The sequence below is a fragment of the Enterobacter sp. BIGb0383 genome (assembly GCF_003751845.1).
Taxonomy (GTDB): Bacteria; Pseudomonadota; Gammaproteobacteria; order Enterobacterales; family Enterobacteriaceae; genus BIGb0383.
Genome location: NZ_RJKQ01000002.1, coordinates 1,112,022 through 1,126,283, shown reverse-complemented (window position 1 = coordinate 1,126,283; position 14,262 = coordinate 1,112,022). Strand labels below are relative to the sequence as shown.

The window sequence follows — 14,262 nt, the reverse complement described above, 5'->3', positions numbered from 1 at the left end:
CAGAAGCAGGCGAAATGCGGGGTATTGATCAGGAGAGGAACTTAACGCCCTGTTTGAGGACCAGATCGCAGGCTTTCGTTTTGACCTTCTCAGCCAGCGGGCTGCTGCCAAGCTGGCTGAGGTTCAGCTGTTCGCCGTTCTGGCTGTTCAGCAGGCCCTGCAGGCCATCCAGGTAATTCGTATCCTGTTTCTGCTCCTGTGCACCGAGGCCCAGCTTATCCAGTACCTGGTTTTTGATGTTCTCCGTGCTGGTGACGGAGGCCAGTTTCTGCTTCGCACAGTACTGCATGATCCCGGCGGCATTGTTCATATTATCGGCGCTCAGGGCTTTACCACCGCCGTTCAGCAGGCCGGTGAGGGAAGAGAGCGACAGGCCGCCCTGGCCGGTTGAGGATGCGCTGTCATTGCTGAGCTGGCTGGCGGCGCTGGAGAGCGACTCCTGCCAGGAGGCAGCAAAGGCGGTGGATGACAGCAGCGTGCCTGCGACAATCGCGCAGCACAGGAGCGTTTTGACTGGTTTCATACATCTGATCTCGTGGGCCGGAAAGCGTCAGTATACCTCCGGCCGACCTCAGAAGAATCTCAATACTCTTTCCCGGTCACCCGGCTACGGTAGCTTTCCCAGGTGAAGTTCACCCACAGGCTGTTACCGAGACGCATCCGGTCCATCACCCGCTCACCGAGCAGTTTGGTCATATCCGCCACGTTATGGTTGGTCAGCATGCCGGTGGGGCGTTTCGACGAGGAGCGACGATCGACAATCTGGTTGATGATCACTTTCTCGTAGCGGGATTCTGTCTGTACGCCGATCTCATCGATCACCAGGAGATCCACAGAGCTGAGATCGTTGAGGAGCTGCTCTTCGCTGGTTTCCCGGTTGCTGAAAGTATCTTTCATCGCCGACATAATATCCGCCACGGTAATAATCAGCACCGATTTGCCGCGCAGCAGCAGCGCATTGCAGATGGCCGCCGCGAGATGGTTTTTGCCGGTGCCGGGCTGGCCGGAGAAGATAAAGCTGGCGATGTTACCGTCAAAGGCATCCACATACTGGCGCGCTTTGCTCAGGGCATTCATCTGGCCTTCGTTTTCAACGTGGTAGTTATCGAAGGAGCAGTTCTGGTGCAGCGGACGAATACCGGAGCGGTTAAACGTCCGCTGCATTTTCATCGCCCGGTTTTCCCGCGCCAGAGCGGCAGCGCGGATCTCGCCCTGCTCCTTTTGCCATGCCAGCAGCTCTTCACCCGTTTTAAACGCAGGCTTAACCCCGGCGGGCATCATCTTCTGCAGGCGGCTCATTAACTCGCTGACGTTTTTCATCGTTAACCTCTGAAGCCCGGCGGGATCTGGTTGTCGGGTTGTGAAAGGGAATTAACATCGTGCCTCGGCTGGCCGCCGTTCGCCGCACGGCCCATCTGCAGGCTGCGCGCCAGCTTCTGCTGCCACTGCACATGATGGAACACTTTGCCTTCCGCCTGCCAGTAGGCCACAAAAGAGGCCAGCTCTTCCGGCGTCACCGGCTGGGCGAGCGCAATGCCCCAAAGCGCGGCCAGGCGCTGAAATTCGGCGTCGGGCTGCCAGCCATCGTACATCGGAAACTTGCCCATCGGAACGGCAACCGGCGCGTCGGCAGGCTCTTCATACAGCTGCGTATCCAGCATCACATCGCTTGCCGGACGCGACAGGCGGGCTTCGATTTCCAGTAACTGCGCCAGACGTTCGGGCGTGAGCGCATAAAAGGCCGGGGCATTGTCGGCGAAAATCGCCACGGCGCCGCCTTCGGCGTTGCTCAGTACGCCGCGAGGATCGCTGATAAAAGCATCAATACCGGCGATGCGGGTGGTCAGAACTCTGGAAGACATAGCACTTTCTCTACTGGATTACGGCGGGCGCGATATCAGCACATAGTAGCACAGAGAGAAGGGGGGAATGAATGTGTGGCGGTATCCGGCCCCTTCTCAGGGGCCGGATAAAAGGCAGGACTTAGGCGATGATATTCAGGGTCACATCGATGTTGCCACGGGTCGCGTTAGAGTACGGGCAAACAATGTGCGCCGCATCGACCAGTTTTTTCGCTTCAGCAGCATCCATACCTTCAACGTGAATATTCAGTTTCGCTTCGATACCAAAACCGGTCGGCAGCGGCCCGATACCCACTTCGCCTTCGATGAAGGCATCTTTCGGCAGAGCGATTTTGTCACGGGCGGAGACAAACTTCATCGCGCCGAGGAAGCAGGCGGAGTAGCCCGCAGCAAACAGCTGTTCCGGGTTGGTGACGTCGCCACCCATGCCGCCCATCTCTTTCGGTACGCCGAGCTTCACGTCCAGAACGTTGTCGGAAGAGGTGGCACGACCATCACGGCCGCCGGTGGCTTTGGCTTTTGCGGTATAGATTACTTTTTCTAAAGACATGGCAGGTTCCTCAGTTTGTCTATTTTGCGCTATAAAATAGTGTGCTATTTAAATGCTTCATTAATGCCTCCGTCAGGAGGCGATTCAGGCGCGGTGCAGCTGTTCGCGCAGGTATTCCAGTTCTTTCTTCAGGGCCGACATCGTGTTTGCGTCACAGGCGGCGGCGCAGCCGATTTCTTCAGGAATCGAGACTGCCTGCTGCTGTAAGGCCCGACCGGCATCGGTCAGGGTTACGGCCACCTGGCGCTCATCCTGGCGTGAACGCTGGCGCAGCAGCAGTCCGGCGCTTTCCAGACGTTTAAGCAGCGGCGTCAGGGTCGCGGAGTCCAGAAACAGGCGTTCGCCAATACCGGAAACGGTGAGATCGTCCCGTTCCCACAGCACCAGCATCACCAGATACTGGGGGTAGGTCAGGTTAAGCGGTGCCAGCAGTTGCCGGTACAGCTTGTTCAGCGCCAGGTTTGCCGAGTACAGGGCAAAGCAGAGCTGATTATCCAGATGCAACGGCTGGTCGGCCGTGCGAGACGATGTCGTTTTCATGGAATTGAATATAGATAGTGCGCGATTTAATTGCAAGTTAAATTTTTATGAATCATACCCGCGGACGTTTCCGGTATAGCCACAGTCCCGGAATCGACAGGCCGATCGACAGGGCGCCGACAATGGATGACGCCTTCAGGAAGTTGCTGAGCAGGGCAATCATCAGGTCTTCATTATAGCCAAAATGGCTGATCTTCACCGCCGAGATCATCGCCGTGTAGGCTGAGATACCCGGAAACATCGGGATCACCGCCGCGACGGTAAAGACCTTAGGATGGGCCAGATACCAGCGCGACCACTGAATGCCAATACAGCCGATCAGCATCGACGCCATAAAGGTAGACCACTCGATATTCAGGCCGACGCTCATCATTACCATTCGCGAGCCGTGTCCCAGCGCGCCGAGCAGCGCACACCAGGGCAGGGCGCGGGCCGGGACGTTAAAGACCATCGCAAAGCCGACGGCAGGGATCGCCGACAGCACCATGTCCTGCGCCAGCGCGAGGAGAAAATGCATTATGCCCATCCGCGCAGCCCCCAGATGGTCATCGACATCACCACGCCAACGCAGGTGGCCAGCGTCAGCAGGCTGGCAATCGCCCAGCGCGCCAGGCCGGTATTGATATGGCCTTTAAACATATCCGCCACCGCGTTAATCAGCGGGAAACCGGGCACCAGCAGCAGGACGCTGGCGGCCATCGCCACCGTTGGCGTAACCGAAAAGGTGGGCATCAGCAGAAGCAGGCCGGAGACCGTTGTCGCGACAAAGGCGGTAATGCAGAAGTTGATTTGCGGGTGCAGATGGCGCTGGGCCAGCAGCTGGCGGATATGCATCGCAACGGTACTGCCGCAGAAGGTGACAAACGCCCCGTCCCAGCCGCCCTTGTTGAGCTGGCAGAAGCAGGCGCAGGACAGCCCAACCATCAGGGAGACCAGCCAGCGCGGGTAGCGCAGCGGTTTAATCTGCGTAAAGCGTTTCTCGACGTCTTTATAATCGAGCAGCTTATGCTCCGCCATAATGACAATATGCTGCACCTCGGTAACGACGTGCATATTAATGCCGCGATCCTGATTTTTGCGCGTTGAGGTCAGGCAGTGGCCATCCTTAATGGTCGCCAGCACGATGGCGTTGGAGGAGATGGCGCTCTCCACCGAATCCATGCCTAACGCCAGCCCGAGCCGGGTCGAGAGTTCATCTACCAGCGCGCTTTCCGCGCCGTGCTGTAAGAGAAAAAGCCCGCACTGAATACACAGGCGCGTCACCGCGCGCTGCTCTGTCTGTTCTGCCTGCATGGTTGCCCTGGTCGCTACGTGTAAATCGAAACACGAAACGCTAGTTTTACCACGAAGCCCCTGTCTGCTGGCGCTGGCTAAGATCAATCTTTGTGCAAAAAAAGAACCGGGTGGCTTGTCCGGTGAAAGTGTGACAGGCATGGCGCGGATATATGAGAATCATTAATAAATCTCGATCCTCTTCACAATCGATGCAACCGGTTACAGTAACCGGTTGCAGTGTAAGAGGCGGAGATTAATACTCTTTTTTGACGCTTTCCTCTGCCTCAGATAATAAGAGCCGTGCTCTGAGCCTGCCCGCGCCGGAGCATGAATACAAACTCAGCCGCTGTACCTTATAGATCGACAGGAGTGTTGCTATGTCTGCTAACCACGCTGCGTTTAACGTGATATTTCGGTTTGTGGAGAACTATGTCAGTCCCATCGCCGTACGCGTGTCGTCCCAGCGCCACGTGATGGCCATTCGCGACGGTTTTATCTCCGCGATGCCGTTTATGATTGTCGGTTCGTTCCTGCTGGTGTTCGCCTATCCGCCGTTTGCCCAGGATACGACCCTGGGATTCGCCCGGGCCTGGCTTGACCTGGCAAAGCAGTATGAAAGCCAGATCCTGATGCCCTTTGATATGACGATGGGCATTATGTCGATCTATATCTGCTCGGCAATTGCCTACAACCTCGGCAAGCACTACGTCAAATCACACCAGCTCGATCCCTTTATGTGTGCGCTGCTGTCGTTGATGGCCTTCCTGCTGGTCGCCTCTCCGAAAACCGACGGCGCGCTGCCGGTGCATAGCCTCGGCGGGACCGGGATCTTTACCGGGATTCTGGTGGCGGTGTTCTGCGTGGAGATGATGCGTTTTCTGCGGGCGCACAATATCGGTATCCGCCTGCCGGATCAGGTGCCGCCGATGATCAAAAACTCTTTTGATTTACTGATCCCGGTGCTGGTGGTGGTGCTGACGCTCTACCCGCTGAGCCTGTTTATCCAGGCGCAGTTCGATATGCTGATCCCGCAGGCGATCATGTCCATCTTTAAGCCGCTGGTTTCCGCCGCCGACTCCCTGCCGGCGATATTAATTGCCGTGCTGATCTGCCACCTGCTGTGGTTCGCCGGGATTCACGGTGCAACCATTGTCTCCGGGATGCTGCAGATGTTCTGGCTGACCAACCTGGGCATGAACCAGAGCGCGCTGGCCGCAGGGACGCCGCTGCCGCATATCTTTATGGAAGTGTTCTGGACCTTCTTTATCGTTATTGGCGGCTCGGGCGCTACGATGGGGCTGGTGATGTGCTATCTGCGCAGCCGCTCCGCGCACCTGCGCTCGATTGGTCGTCTGAGCATTGTGCCCAGCGTGTTCAATATTAACGAGCCGGTGATTTTTGGTACGCCGATCGTCATGAACCCGGTGTTCTTTATTCCGTTCCTGCTGGCGCCGATGGTCAATGCGGTGATTGCCTGGGGAGCAATGAAAATGGATCTGATTGGCCGGGTGATCTCCGTGGTGCCCTGGACCGCACCGGCGCCGATAGGCGCGGCCTGGGGCCTGGGCTGGGATTTCCGGGCGGCGATTCTGGTTGTGATTCTGGCGGTGATATCGGGCATTATTTACTACCCGTTCTTTAAAGTGTACGAGAAGCAGCTGCTCGATCAGGAAGCCGAAGAGGCCGCACGGGCCGAACAGGAAAATCAGGTCGCGTAAGCAGGAAGACAGAGGGCGAAAGCCCTCTGTTTATTTCAGGGTGCAGTCACCGCACTGCTGCACATCCGGCAGGCGATAGCGCTGACAGCAGGTCCGCCGCACCAGCAGGCCGTCTCGCGGCACCACGGTGCGCCACAGCGGGTTATCGCTGCCGTCGGCGAGCTGCTTTTCGAAGAAGCAGCGACGACGCAGGGTATCGACTTTCTCATCGCCCAGCAGGGCTTTCATCTCGCCAAAACACCAGTTGATCAGATACCCGGTGTTGCTCCAGATAAGCTTGCCGTTAATGTCGCCGGTTGCTTCCAGCGCGTCCACCACCGGGATAAGCGCCCGGGTAATCAGCGTATCGATACGGGCCTCGGGCGGCAGAGCGGTCGCCGTCCGGTCCTGATAAACATCAATCCAGAATTTGGCCGCGCGGCCGGTCTCATGAAATTCGACGTGAAAATGTTCCGGGGAGACGTCAAGCGCCGTGGGTTGGGTAAGCAGCGCCAGCAGCAGAGGCGGCACCATCAGACCGATATACCACTGGGCCCAGAGGGAAATCAGCGGCTTGTTTTCACGCGGCTTATCGAGATTATCGCGATAGATATGGTTTGAGTAGCAGGCCAGCAGGGAGCGGAGCTCAGTGCCGGTGGACCATTCCCCGAGGGTCAGCGCCTGAGACGGATGCGCCTCGTTAAAGTACGTAAAGTCGAGCAGGTATTCCCGCTGGTCGGCAATGGCATCACGCACGGAGTCCGCCAGCGTGTCGTCCCGGGAAACCAGGGGCGTACGCCAGATAAGATCGTCGATAAGTGGGGCGGAGCGGTATGCCATAGCGCTAAACTAAACAAGAATTGGAATGATAATGATAACCAATCATTGCAATAGATAAAAGCGTTCCGGGCGTTTATCGCCGGATTTCAGGCGAGCGTGAGGTCTTCGCTGGCAAGGATATTATTGCGACCCAGATTTTTCGCTTCATACAGAGCCTTGTCGGCTTTTTCCAGCGCGCCGTCCATCTCCTCACCGGCCAGAGACGCAATACCGATACTGACGGTGACGTTGGTCGCCACGCTCTGGTTAAACATATGCGGGATCTTCAGATCGTAGACGCGCTGGCGAATACGCTCTGCCGCCAGCCGAGCCTGGATGGGGTCGGTATTGGTCAGGATAATCATAAACTCTTCCCCGCCGTAGCGGGTGACGATATCCCGTGAACGCACCGCGTCGCGGATAGCGGCGGAGACGCGGATCAGCGCCTGGTCGCCCATCATATGGCCGTAGTGATCGTTGTAGGCCTTGAAGTGATCGATATCGAGCAGCAGCACGAAGTGTTTGCTGGTATCCAGCGCCATCAGCGTGTCGAGCCGGCTCTGCAGCCCGCGTCGGTTATAGAGGCCGGTCAACGGGTCAAGCATACTCAGATCGCTGAAGGTTTCGCGCTCCTCCAGCAGCTTGTACATCAGGCTCTGGGCAAAATTATCATAGCGCTTCTGAATAATATTCTGGATGGTGATCCCCACCACCGGCAGGGCGAAACAGTAGAGCATCCCGGTCCAGTAGGCACCTTTGCTGAGCCACAGGCAGACCAGGATGGTCGGCGCGGAGTGCAGAGCAAATGCGCTGATATTATTAGAGAAAGCAATAGTGCCAATAAATAATACCCCTAATAACGCGACGATCAGGTAGCTGGTGTCATTATTCGCGAGCCGGGCAAATTTAATCGTTATATGCCACGCCCACAGGCAGCCAAATAAAATGGAGATCAGCGACATACTTATTTTTTGCTGCTCAAATTTCCAGTGCCAGACCAGCAGCGCAACGCTGCCCATGGCGATCGTGCAGAGCGGGATCGTCATCGATGGGGCGGTGTACAGCGGCTGGAGCAGTGAGAACAGCGCGCATATCGCGTTAAGAAACAAAAATAGCCGTAAGGAAAGCTGATATTTTTTGGCACGCAGAGCGCGCCAGGATTGTGCTGTCATGAGTAAATTCGTTGAATATCATCGAGAAATAAACGGTGTAAAACGAAAATGAAAATAACGCACTGAAAAGTCAGTCGCGAAAATATGCAAAAAGCTTTATGTATTTTTTGAGGTGCACAATTTATCACCTTCATGAAAGCCTGTCATCAGTCGATGAATAATCTTCATGCAGGTTGTTGCTCGCGGGCTGACAAATGAGAAAACTTATCATATGATATTAGTTATCATTATCAGTGTGAGAGACGAAACCATGTTGCAACGCGCATTAGGAAGCGGTTGGGGAATACTGCTGCCGGGTGGCATTATCGCCGTGCTGGCCTTTGCGGGACTGTCGCTGGACGCGTGGCGTATTCTGATTGTGCTGGGTTTAGTGCTGACGCCCGCCATGCTCTATCATCGTCGGCTGAGACATTTCGTTTTGCTGCCGTCGGGTATCGCGCTGATCGGTGGAATGATGCTGGTGGTGATGAATCTGAGAGTGTTGGGATAAAACAGGAAAAATCAGGGAAGAGAAAATAAGAAAGCTGGTGCGAGGGGGGGGACTCGAACCCCCACATCCTAAGGACACTAACACCTGAAGCTAGCGCGTCTACCAATTCCGCCACCTTCGCACAGATATCTTACTTTTTTACTGCTGTATCGCCTCGTTGGTGCGAGGGGGGGGACTCGAACCCCCACATCCTAAGGACACTAACACCTGAAGCTAGCGCGTCTACCAATTCCGCCACCTTCGCACAGTGCGAGCGATACATTTCGTGGATTATGGTGCGAGGGGGGGGACTCGAACCCCCACATCCAAAGGACACTAACACCTGAAGCTAGCGCGTCTACCAATTCCGCCACCTTCGCATACCATATCGACACTTATATCAAAGTATCGGTACCACGGAGGCGCATTCTAGTGGTTTTATACCGCACGTCAACAGTTAATTGCAGGACGAATTTTCAACTGCTGTAAAAAGCGACATCCGCCGGACATAGAGTGACATCCGGCGTCGGGCTTAGCGTTTCGCCTGACGAGTCAGCACCGTACGGTAAACTTTAAAGCGTCCGGTCTGGGCAATCACCTCATGGAAACCAAAGGTTTCATCCAGCACCTGCGGGTAGGGAAGGAAGGCGTTGGCCACAATACGCAGCTCGCCGCCGGTGCCCAGATGACGTACCGCGCCGCGAATCAGCGTTTGTGCGGCTTCAAGGCTGGTCTGCAGGCCATCGTGGAACGGCGGGTTGGAGATGATCATATCGAAACGGCCCTGCACCTCGGAGAAGACGTTGCTGGCCAAGACTTCACCTTCCAGACCGTTGGCGGCAAGCGTTGCGCGGCTGGCTTCTATCGCCGGAGCGCTTACGTCGGTAAGCGTTAAACGCACTTTCGGCGAGTGGCTGGCCAGCACGGCAGAGAGCACGCCCGCACCGCAGCCGACGTCCAGCACTTTGCCTTTGGTGTGCGGCGTCAGGGTGGAGAGCAGCAGTTTACTGCCCACGTCCAGCCCGTCGCGGCTAAACACGCCCGGCAGCGTTTTGATGGTCAGCGCATCCAGCGCGTAGCTGTTCCAGTAGCTTTCGGCATCGAAGGTCGGCTGTGTTTCCAGACGGCCATGATAGAGGCCACAGCGACGGGCGCTGTCCACTTTGGTCAGCGGGCTGTAGTCGGCCAGCATCTGCTCCGCGCTGCGCACGCCGCTGCGGTTTTCACCGATCACAAAAATATCGCTGCCCACCGGCATCAGCGACAGCAGGTTCATCAGCTGGAACTGGGCTTCAGGCTTATTCTTCGGCCAGTAATAGACCAGCGTATCACTGTCGGCAATATCGCTGGCGTCCGCCGCCAGCGAGAAACGTACGTGTTCGCCCATCTGGCGTTCGAGTACCTGCCAGTGGTGCAGCTGCTGGGTATGGGCACGGCTGGCGGCCGTTTCAAAACGGGCGGGCAGGTCATCCTGCATATCACCGGCAAACAGCACGCGGCGTTGGGCGAAATCATCACTGTGGCGCAGCAAGACTTCACTTGCCGGGGTAAAAGCAGACATGCATTGAATCCTCAAAAAATAACGGCGCCGATTATAACCCGGTCGTCGGGCAACTTACATCCTTGACGGCGAGATTGTCGCGGTGGTTGGCGCACAATCGCCGGATTTGCTATATTTGCGCCCTTAATAAAAAGGAAGGTTTCGTTATGACATCCCGTCGAGACTGGCAGCTACAGCAACTGGGTATTACGCAGTGGTCGCTACGCCGACCCGGCGCCCTGCTGGGTGAAATCGCCATCTCACTTCCCGCGCATATCCGTCTGGTGATGGTGGCGTCGGAGCCGCCGTCGTTAACGGAACCGCTGATTGGCGACGTTTTACGCGCCTTAACGCTGAGCGCCGATCGGGTGCTGCTCCTGACGCCGGACCGGGTAGAGATGCTGCCGCAGGGCAGCCGATGCAATAGCTGGCGTCTGGGAAGCAGCGAGCCTCTGGCTCTTGACGGCGTGCAGTTATCCACGCCGTCGCTGACGGAACTTAAAGCAAATCCGGCGGCGCGCGCCGCGTTATGGCAGCAGATCTGCACACATGAACATGATTTCTTCCCTCAGCACGACTGATTTGCCCGCGGCATACCGGATTGAAACCCGCGCCCATGCGTTTCCCTGGAGCGAGAAAACGCTGCTTAGTAACCAGGGCGACCGCTATTTCAACCTCAAGCTCAGCGTCAATGAGGAGATGGCCGCGTTTGCCGTAACGCAGGTGGTGCTGGATGAGGCCACGCTGTTTAACATCGCCGTCGATCCGGCGTTTCAGCGTCAGGGCCTGGGACGCAGCCTGCTGGAGCACCTTATCCGCGAGCTGGAGCAGCGGGATGTGCTGACCCTGTGGCTGGAAGTGCGTGCCTCTAACGCCGCCGCCATCGCCCTGTATGAAAGCCTGGGCTTTAACGAGGCGACCGTGCGTCGCAACTATTACCCGACGGCCACCGGCCGCGAGGATGCGCTGATTATGGCGCTGCCGCTTTAATAAAGAAGGTAAGTAATGAACTGGGACTGGATACTCTTTGATGCCGATGAAACGCTCTTTACGTTTGATTCCTTCGGCGGCCTGCAGCGGATGTTTCTCGATTACAGCGTGACCTTTACCGCGCAGGATTTTCAGGATTACCAGGCCGTGAATAAGCCCCTGTGGGTCGATTACCAGAACGGCACTATTAACGCGCTCCAGCTTCAGCACCAGCGTTTTCAGGGCTGGGCCGACCGCCTTAGCGTCGCGCCAGGCGATCTGAACGACGCCTTCCTGAACGCGATGGCCGAGATTTGTGCCCCGCTGCCGGGTGCCTTATCTCTGCTGAATGCCCTGAAAGGGAAGGTGAAGCTGGGGATCATCACCAACGGTTTTACCGCGCTGCAGCAGCGCCGCCTTGAGCGCACGGGGCTTCGCGACTATTTTGATTTACTGGTCATCTCCGAAGAGATCGGGGTGGCAAAGCCGGATCCGCGCATTTTTGACTATGCGCTGGAGCAGGCCGGTAACCCGGCGCGGGATCGCGTCCTGATGGTCGGCGACACTGCGGCATCCGATATTCTTGGCGGCATGAACGCCGGTCTGGCCACCTGCTGGCTGAATGCCCATCGCAGTGAGCTACCGGCGGGGATTACCCCGACATGGACCGTGACTTCGCTAAATGAACTGGAGCAACTCCTGTGTAAACATTGATTGTCTGCTTATCACGGTTGAGTACAATAGCCGCATTTTCCCGGATTAACGCTGCGTGGCGTCTGCCGCGCACCTGCACAGAAGATTAATTATGACGTTGTCTCCTTATCTGCAAGAGGTGGCCAGGCGCCGCACTTTTGCCATTATTTCTCACCCGGATGCCGGTAAGACCACCATCACCGAAAAGGTGCTGCTGTTCGGACAGGCGATCCAGACTGCCGGTACGGTCAAAGGCCGCGGCTCCAGCCAGCATGCGAAATCCGACTGGATGGAGATGGAAAAACAGCGTGGGATCTCTATCACCACCTCGGTGATGCAGTTCCCGTATCGCGAAAGCCTGGTGAACCTGCTGGACACCCCGGGTCACGAAGACTTCTCGGAAGATACCTACCGTACCCTGACGGCGGTGGACTGCTGTCTGATGGTTATCGATGCCGCGAAAGGGGTTGAGGATCGTACCCGCAAGCTGATGGAAGTCACCCGTCTGCGCGATACGCCGATCATCACCTTTATGAACAAACTCGACCGTGATATCCGCGATCCGATGGAGCTGCTGGATGAAGTCGAGAACGAGCTGAAAATTGCCTGCGCGCCGATTACCTGGCCTATTGGCTGCGGCAAGCTGTTCAAAGGCGTTTATCACCTTTATAAAGACGAAACCTACCTCTATCAGACCGGTCAGGGCCACACCATCCAGGAAGTGCGCATTGTTAAAGGTCTGAACAACCCGGATCTCGACGCTGCCGTGGGTGAAGACCTGGCGCAGCAGCTGCGTGACGAGCTGGAGCTGGTGCAGGGCGCGTCGAACGAGTTCGACGAAGAGCTGTTCCTGGCGGGTGAAATCACGCCGGTCTTCTTCGGCACCGCGCTGGGTAACTTCGGCGTAGACCACATGCTTGACGGTCTGGTGCAGTGGGCTCCGGCCCCGATGCCGCGTAAAACCGACACCCGCGAAGTGACGGCGGATGAAGAGAAGTTCACCGGCTTCGTCTTTAAGATCCAGGCCAATATGGACCCGAAACACCGCGACCGCGTGGCCTTTATGCGCGTGGTATCCGGCAAGTATGAGAAGGGCATGAAGCTGCGCCAGGTCCGTATCGGCAAAGATGTCACCATCTCCGATGCGCTGACCTTTATGGCCGGTGACCGTTCCCACGTGGAAGAGGCGTATCCGGGCGACATCATTGGCCTGCATAACCATGGCACCATCCAGATCGGGGATAGCTTTACCCAGGGCGAAATGATGAAGTTCACCGGTATCCCGAACTTCGCCCCGGAACTGTTCCGTCGCATTCGTCTGCGCGATCCGCTCAAGCAGAAGCAGCTGCTGAAAGGGCTGGTGCAGCTCTCGGAAGAGGGTGCAGTCCAGGTATTCCGTCCGCTGATTAGCAACGATCTGATCGTGGGCGCGGTCGGGGTGCTGCAGTTCGACGTGGTGGTTGCCCGCCTGAAAAGCGAATACAACGTTGAAGCGATTTACGAATCGGTCAACGTGGCGACGGCCCGTTGGGTGGAGTCCGGCGACGTGAAGAAGTTCGAAGAGTTTAAGCGTAAGAACGAAGTTCAGCTGGCGCTGGACGGCGGCGATAACCTGACCTATATCGCCCCGACCATGGTTAACCTGAACCTGACTCAGGATCGTTATCCTGACGTGACCTTCCGTAAAACCCGCGAGCACTAATCCTCTACGGAGCGCGGCTGACGCCGCGCTCCGTCATTTTCCCTGCGTTTTTTCCTCCTGCGGAATGTTCTTAATTCCTCGCGTTTTTCTGTTCATTGCCTGTTTTTTAATCACTTCGGCAAGCGAATTTACAATCCTGTTCTATATTTAACAAAGCGATGACAACTTTGGTGGGTTTATCAACTGCTCAATATAACTATTGTAGTTTGTTAGCCCAAGTTCCCATGTTATCGCGGGATGAATAACTTCACGGAGCGGCCTGTGGGTAATCCTGCACTACGCAGGATAACGTGAACATAGTGGTCGCCCCGGCTCAAATTGTGAGCAAACAACAGGAAGAGATCGATGATGACTAAACTGAAGATTTCACAATCCGTACTGGCAGTGATGCTGGGTAGCGTACTGGCCAGCGGCTCTGCCCTGGCAGCCAATACCACCACTGAAAGCGCAGGCCAGAAAGTCGATAGCTCGATGAGTAAAGTCGGCAACTTTATGGATGACAGTACGATAACGGCGAAAGTGAAAGCAGCCCTGGTCGATCATGAGTCCATTAAGAGCACCGATATCTCCGTTAAGACCGAACAGAAGGTCGTGACCCTGAGCGGCTTCGTTGAAAGCCAGGCCCAGGCGGAGGAAGCGGTAAAAGTCGCTAAAGAGGTGGAAGGCGTGACGTCGGTCAGCGATAAGCTGCACGTCCGCGACGGGAAAGATCAGTCGGTGAAGGGTTATGCCGGTGATGCCGTTACCACCAGTGAGATCAAAGCCAAACTGCTGGCGGATGACATCGTGCCTTCCCGTAACGTGAAAGTCGAAACCACCGACGGCCTGGTTCAGCTTTCCGGTACCGTGAAAAATCAGGCGCAGAGCGACCGCGCCGAGAGCATTGCCAAAGCCATTGACGGCGTGAAGAGCGTGAAAAACGACCTTAAGGTTGAATAAGCAGGATCCCAGAATGCGTTCCCCGGCGCGTTGTC

17 protein-coding genes and 3 tRNA genes are annotated in these 14,262 nt (G+C 56.5%); 7 read left to right on the top strand and 13 right to left on the bottom strand.

Going from position 1 to position 14,262, the window contains the following annotated elements:
- Positions 1-28 precede the first annotated feature (28 nt).
- From EDF81_RS13660 to EDF81_RS13630, 7 genes are all read right to left on the bottom strand, one after another.
- On the bottom strand, positions 29-523 hold the full coding sequence (locus EDF81_RS13660; protein WP_123348660.1) for a DUF2501 domain-containing protein: 495 nt from the start codon (positions 521-523) through the stop codon (positions 29-31).
- A gap of 59 nt (positions 524-582) precedes the next feature.
- Positions 583-1,320: a DNA replication protein DnaC gene (dnaC, locus tag EDF81_RS13655; RefSeq protein ID WP_123348659.1), complete on the bottom strand. Its 738-nt coding sequence runs from the start codon at positions 1,318-1,320 to the stop codon at positions 583-585.
- Positions 1,321-1,322: 2 nt separating this feature from the next.
- Positions 1,323-1,862: a primosomal protein DnaT gene (gene dnaT / locus EDF81_RS13650; RefSeq protein ID WP_123348658.1), complete on the bottom strand. Its 540-nt coding sequence runs from the start codon at positions 1,860-1,862 to the stop codon at positions 1,323-1,325.
- A gap of 121 nt (positions 1,863-1,983) precedes the next feature.
- On the bottom strand, positions 1,984-2,412 hold the full coding sequence (locus EDF81_RS13645) for an organic hydroperoxide resistance protein (protein WP_123348657.1): 429 nt from the start codon (positions 2,410-2,412) through the stop codon (positions 1,984-1,986).
- A gap of 84 nt (positions 2,413-2,496) precedes the next feature.
- Positions 2,497-2,952 carry a MarR family winged helix-turn-helix transcriptional regulator gene (locus EDF81_RS13640; protein ID WP_123348656.1) on the bottom strand — a complete coding sequence of 152 codons (456 nt, stop codon included), beginning with the start codon at positions 2,950-2,952 and terminating at the stop codon, positions 2,497-2,499.
- Positions 2,953-3,004: 52 nt separating this feature from the next.
- Positions 3,005-3,478 (bottom strand): threonine/serine exporter, encoded by a 474-nt coding sequence (locus EDF81_RS13635; protein WP_123348655.1) that lies wholly within the window; start codon positions 3,476-3,478, stop codon positions 3,005-3,007.
- On the bottom strand, positions 3,469-4,245 hold the full coding sequence (locus EDF81_RS13630) for a threonine/serine exporter ThrE family protein (RefSeq protein WP_123348654.1): 777 nt from the start codon (positions 4,243-4,245) through the stop codon (positions 3,469-3,471). The genes EDF81_RS13635 and EDF81_RS13630 overlap by 10 nt, the downstream gene beginning before the upstream one ends.
- Before the next feature lie 359 nt (positions 4,246-4,604).
- Between EDF81_RS13630 and EDF81_RS13625 the strand changes: the two genes are divergently transcribed.
- Positions 4,605-5,945: a PTS sugar transporter subunit IIC gene (locus tag EDF81_RS13625; protein WP_123348653.1), complete on the top strand. Its 1,341-nt coding sequence runs from the start codon at positions 4,605-4,607 to the stop codon at positions 5,943-5,945.
- Positions 5,946-5,975: 30 nt separating this feature from the next.
- On the opposite strand, the gene fhuF is transcribed toward EDF81_RS13625, so the two are convergent.
- Both fhuF and EDF81_RS13615 read right to left on the bottom strand, forming a co-directional pair.
- Positions 5,976-6,764, bottom strand: a complete 789-nt coding sequence (gene fhuF, locus EDF81_RS13620) for a siderophore-iron reductase FhuF (protein ID WP_123348652.1) — start codon at positions 6,762-6,764, stop codon at positions 5,976-5,978.
- A gap of 86 nt (positions 6,765-6,850) precedes the next feature.
- Positions 6,851-7,915, bottom strand: a complete 1,065-nt coding sequence (locus tag EDF81_RS13615; RefSeq protein WP_123348651.1) for a GGDEF domain-containing protein — start codon at positions 7,913-7,915, stop codon at positions 6,851-6,853.
- A gap of 211 nt (positions 7,916-8,126) precedes the next feature.
- Between EDF81_RS13615 and EDF81_RS13610 the strand changes: the two genes are divergently transcribed.
- Positions 8,127-8,405 carry a DUF1435 domain-containing protein gene (locus tag EDF81_RS13610; RefSeq protein WP_123349060.1) on the top strand — a complete coding sequence of 93 codons (279 nt, stop codon included), beginning with the start codon at positions 8,127-8,129 and terminating at the stop codon, positions 8,403-8,405.
- A gap of 35 nt (positions 8,406-8,440) precedes the next feature.
- On the opposite strand, the gene EDF81_RS13605 is transcribed toward EDF81_RS13610, so the two are convergent.
- From EDF81_RS13605 to rsmC, 4 genes are all read right to left on the bottom strand, one after another.
- Positions 8,441-8,526, bottom strand: a tRNA-Leu gene (locus EDF81_RS13605).
- Positions 8,527-8,563: 37 nt separating this feature from the next.
- Positions 8,564-8,649, bottom strand: a tRNA-Leu gene (locus tag EDF81_RS13600).
- A gap of 29 nt (positions 8,650-8,678) precedes the next feature.
- Positions 8,679-8,764: transfer RNA gene (locus EDF81_RS13595), tRNA-Leu, on the bottom strand.
- Positions 8,765-8,916: 152 nt separating this feature from the next.
- Positions 8,917-9,945, bottom strand: a complete 1,029-nt coding sequence (rsmC, locus tag EDF81_RS13590) for a 16S rRNA (guanine(1207)-N(2))-methyltransferase RsmC (protein WP_123348650.1) — start codon at positions 9,943-9,945, stop codon at positions 8,917-8,919.
- A 146-nt stretch (positions 9,946-10,091) separates the two neighbouring features.
- On the opposite strand from rsmC, the gene EDF81_RS13585 reads away from it, so the two are divergent.
- The 5 genes from EDF81_RS13585 (at position 10,092) to osmY (ending at position 14,227) form a co-directional block, all read left to right on the top strand.
- A complete protein-coding gene (locus EDF81_RS13585; RefSeq protein WP_123348649.1) occupies positions 10,092-10,505 on the top strand; it encodes a DNA polymerase III subunit psi in 414 nt (137 codons plus the stop codon).
- Positions 10,474-10,914 (top strand): ribosomal protein S18-alanine N-acetyltransferase, encoded by a 441-nt coding sequence (rimI, locus tag EDF81_RS13580; RefSeq protein ID WP_123348648.1) that lies wholly within the window; start codon positions 10,474-10,476, stop codon positions 10,912-10,914. Before EDF81_RS13585 ends, rimI begins: the two co-directional genes overlap by 32 nt.
- A 15-nt stretch (positions 10,915-10,929) precedes the next feature.
- Complete coding sequence (gene yjjG / locus EDF81_RS13575) at positions 10,930-11,607, top strand: pyrimidine 5'-nucleotidase (protein ID WP_123348647.1); 678 nt, start codon at positions 10,930-10,932, stop codon at positions 11,605-11,607.
- Positions 11,608-11,698: 91 nt separating this feature from the next.
- Positions 11,699-13,288, top strand: a complete 1,590-nt coding sequence (gene prfC, locus EDF81_RS13570; RefSeq protein WP_123348646.1) for a peptide chain release factor 3 — start codon at positions 11,699-11,701, stop codon at positions 13,286-13,288.
- 348 nt (positions 13,289-13,636) lie between these two features.
- Positions 13,637-14,227 carry a molecular chaperone OsmY gene (osmY, locus tag EDF81_RS13565; RefSeq protein WP_123349059.1) on the top strand — a complete coding sequence of 197 codons (591 nt, stop codon included), beginning with the start codon at positions 13,637-13,639 and terminating at the stop codon, positions 14,225-14,227.
- Positions 14,228-14,262 lie beyond the last annotated feature (35 nt).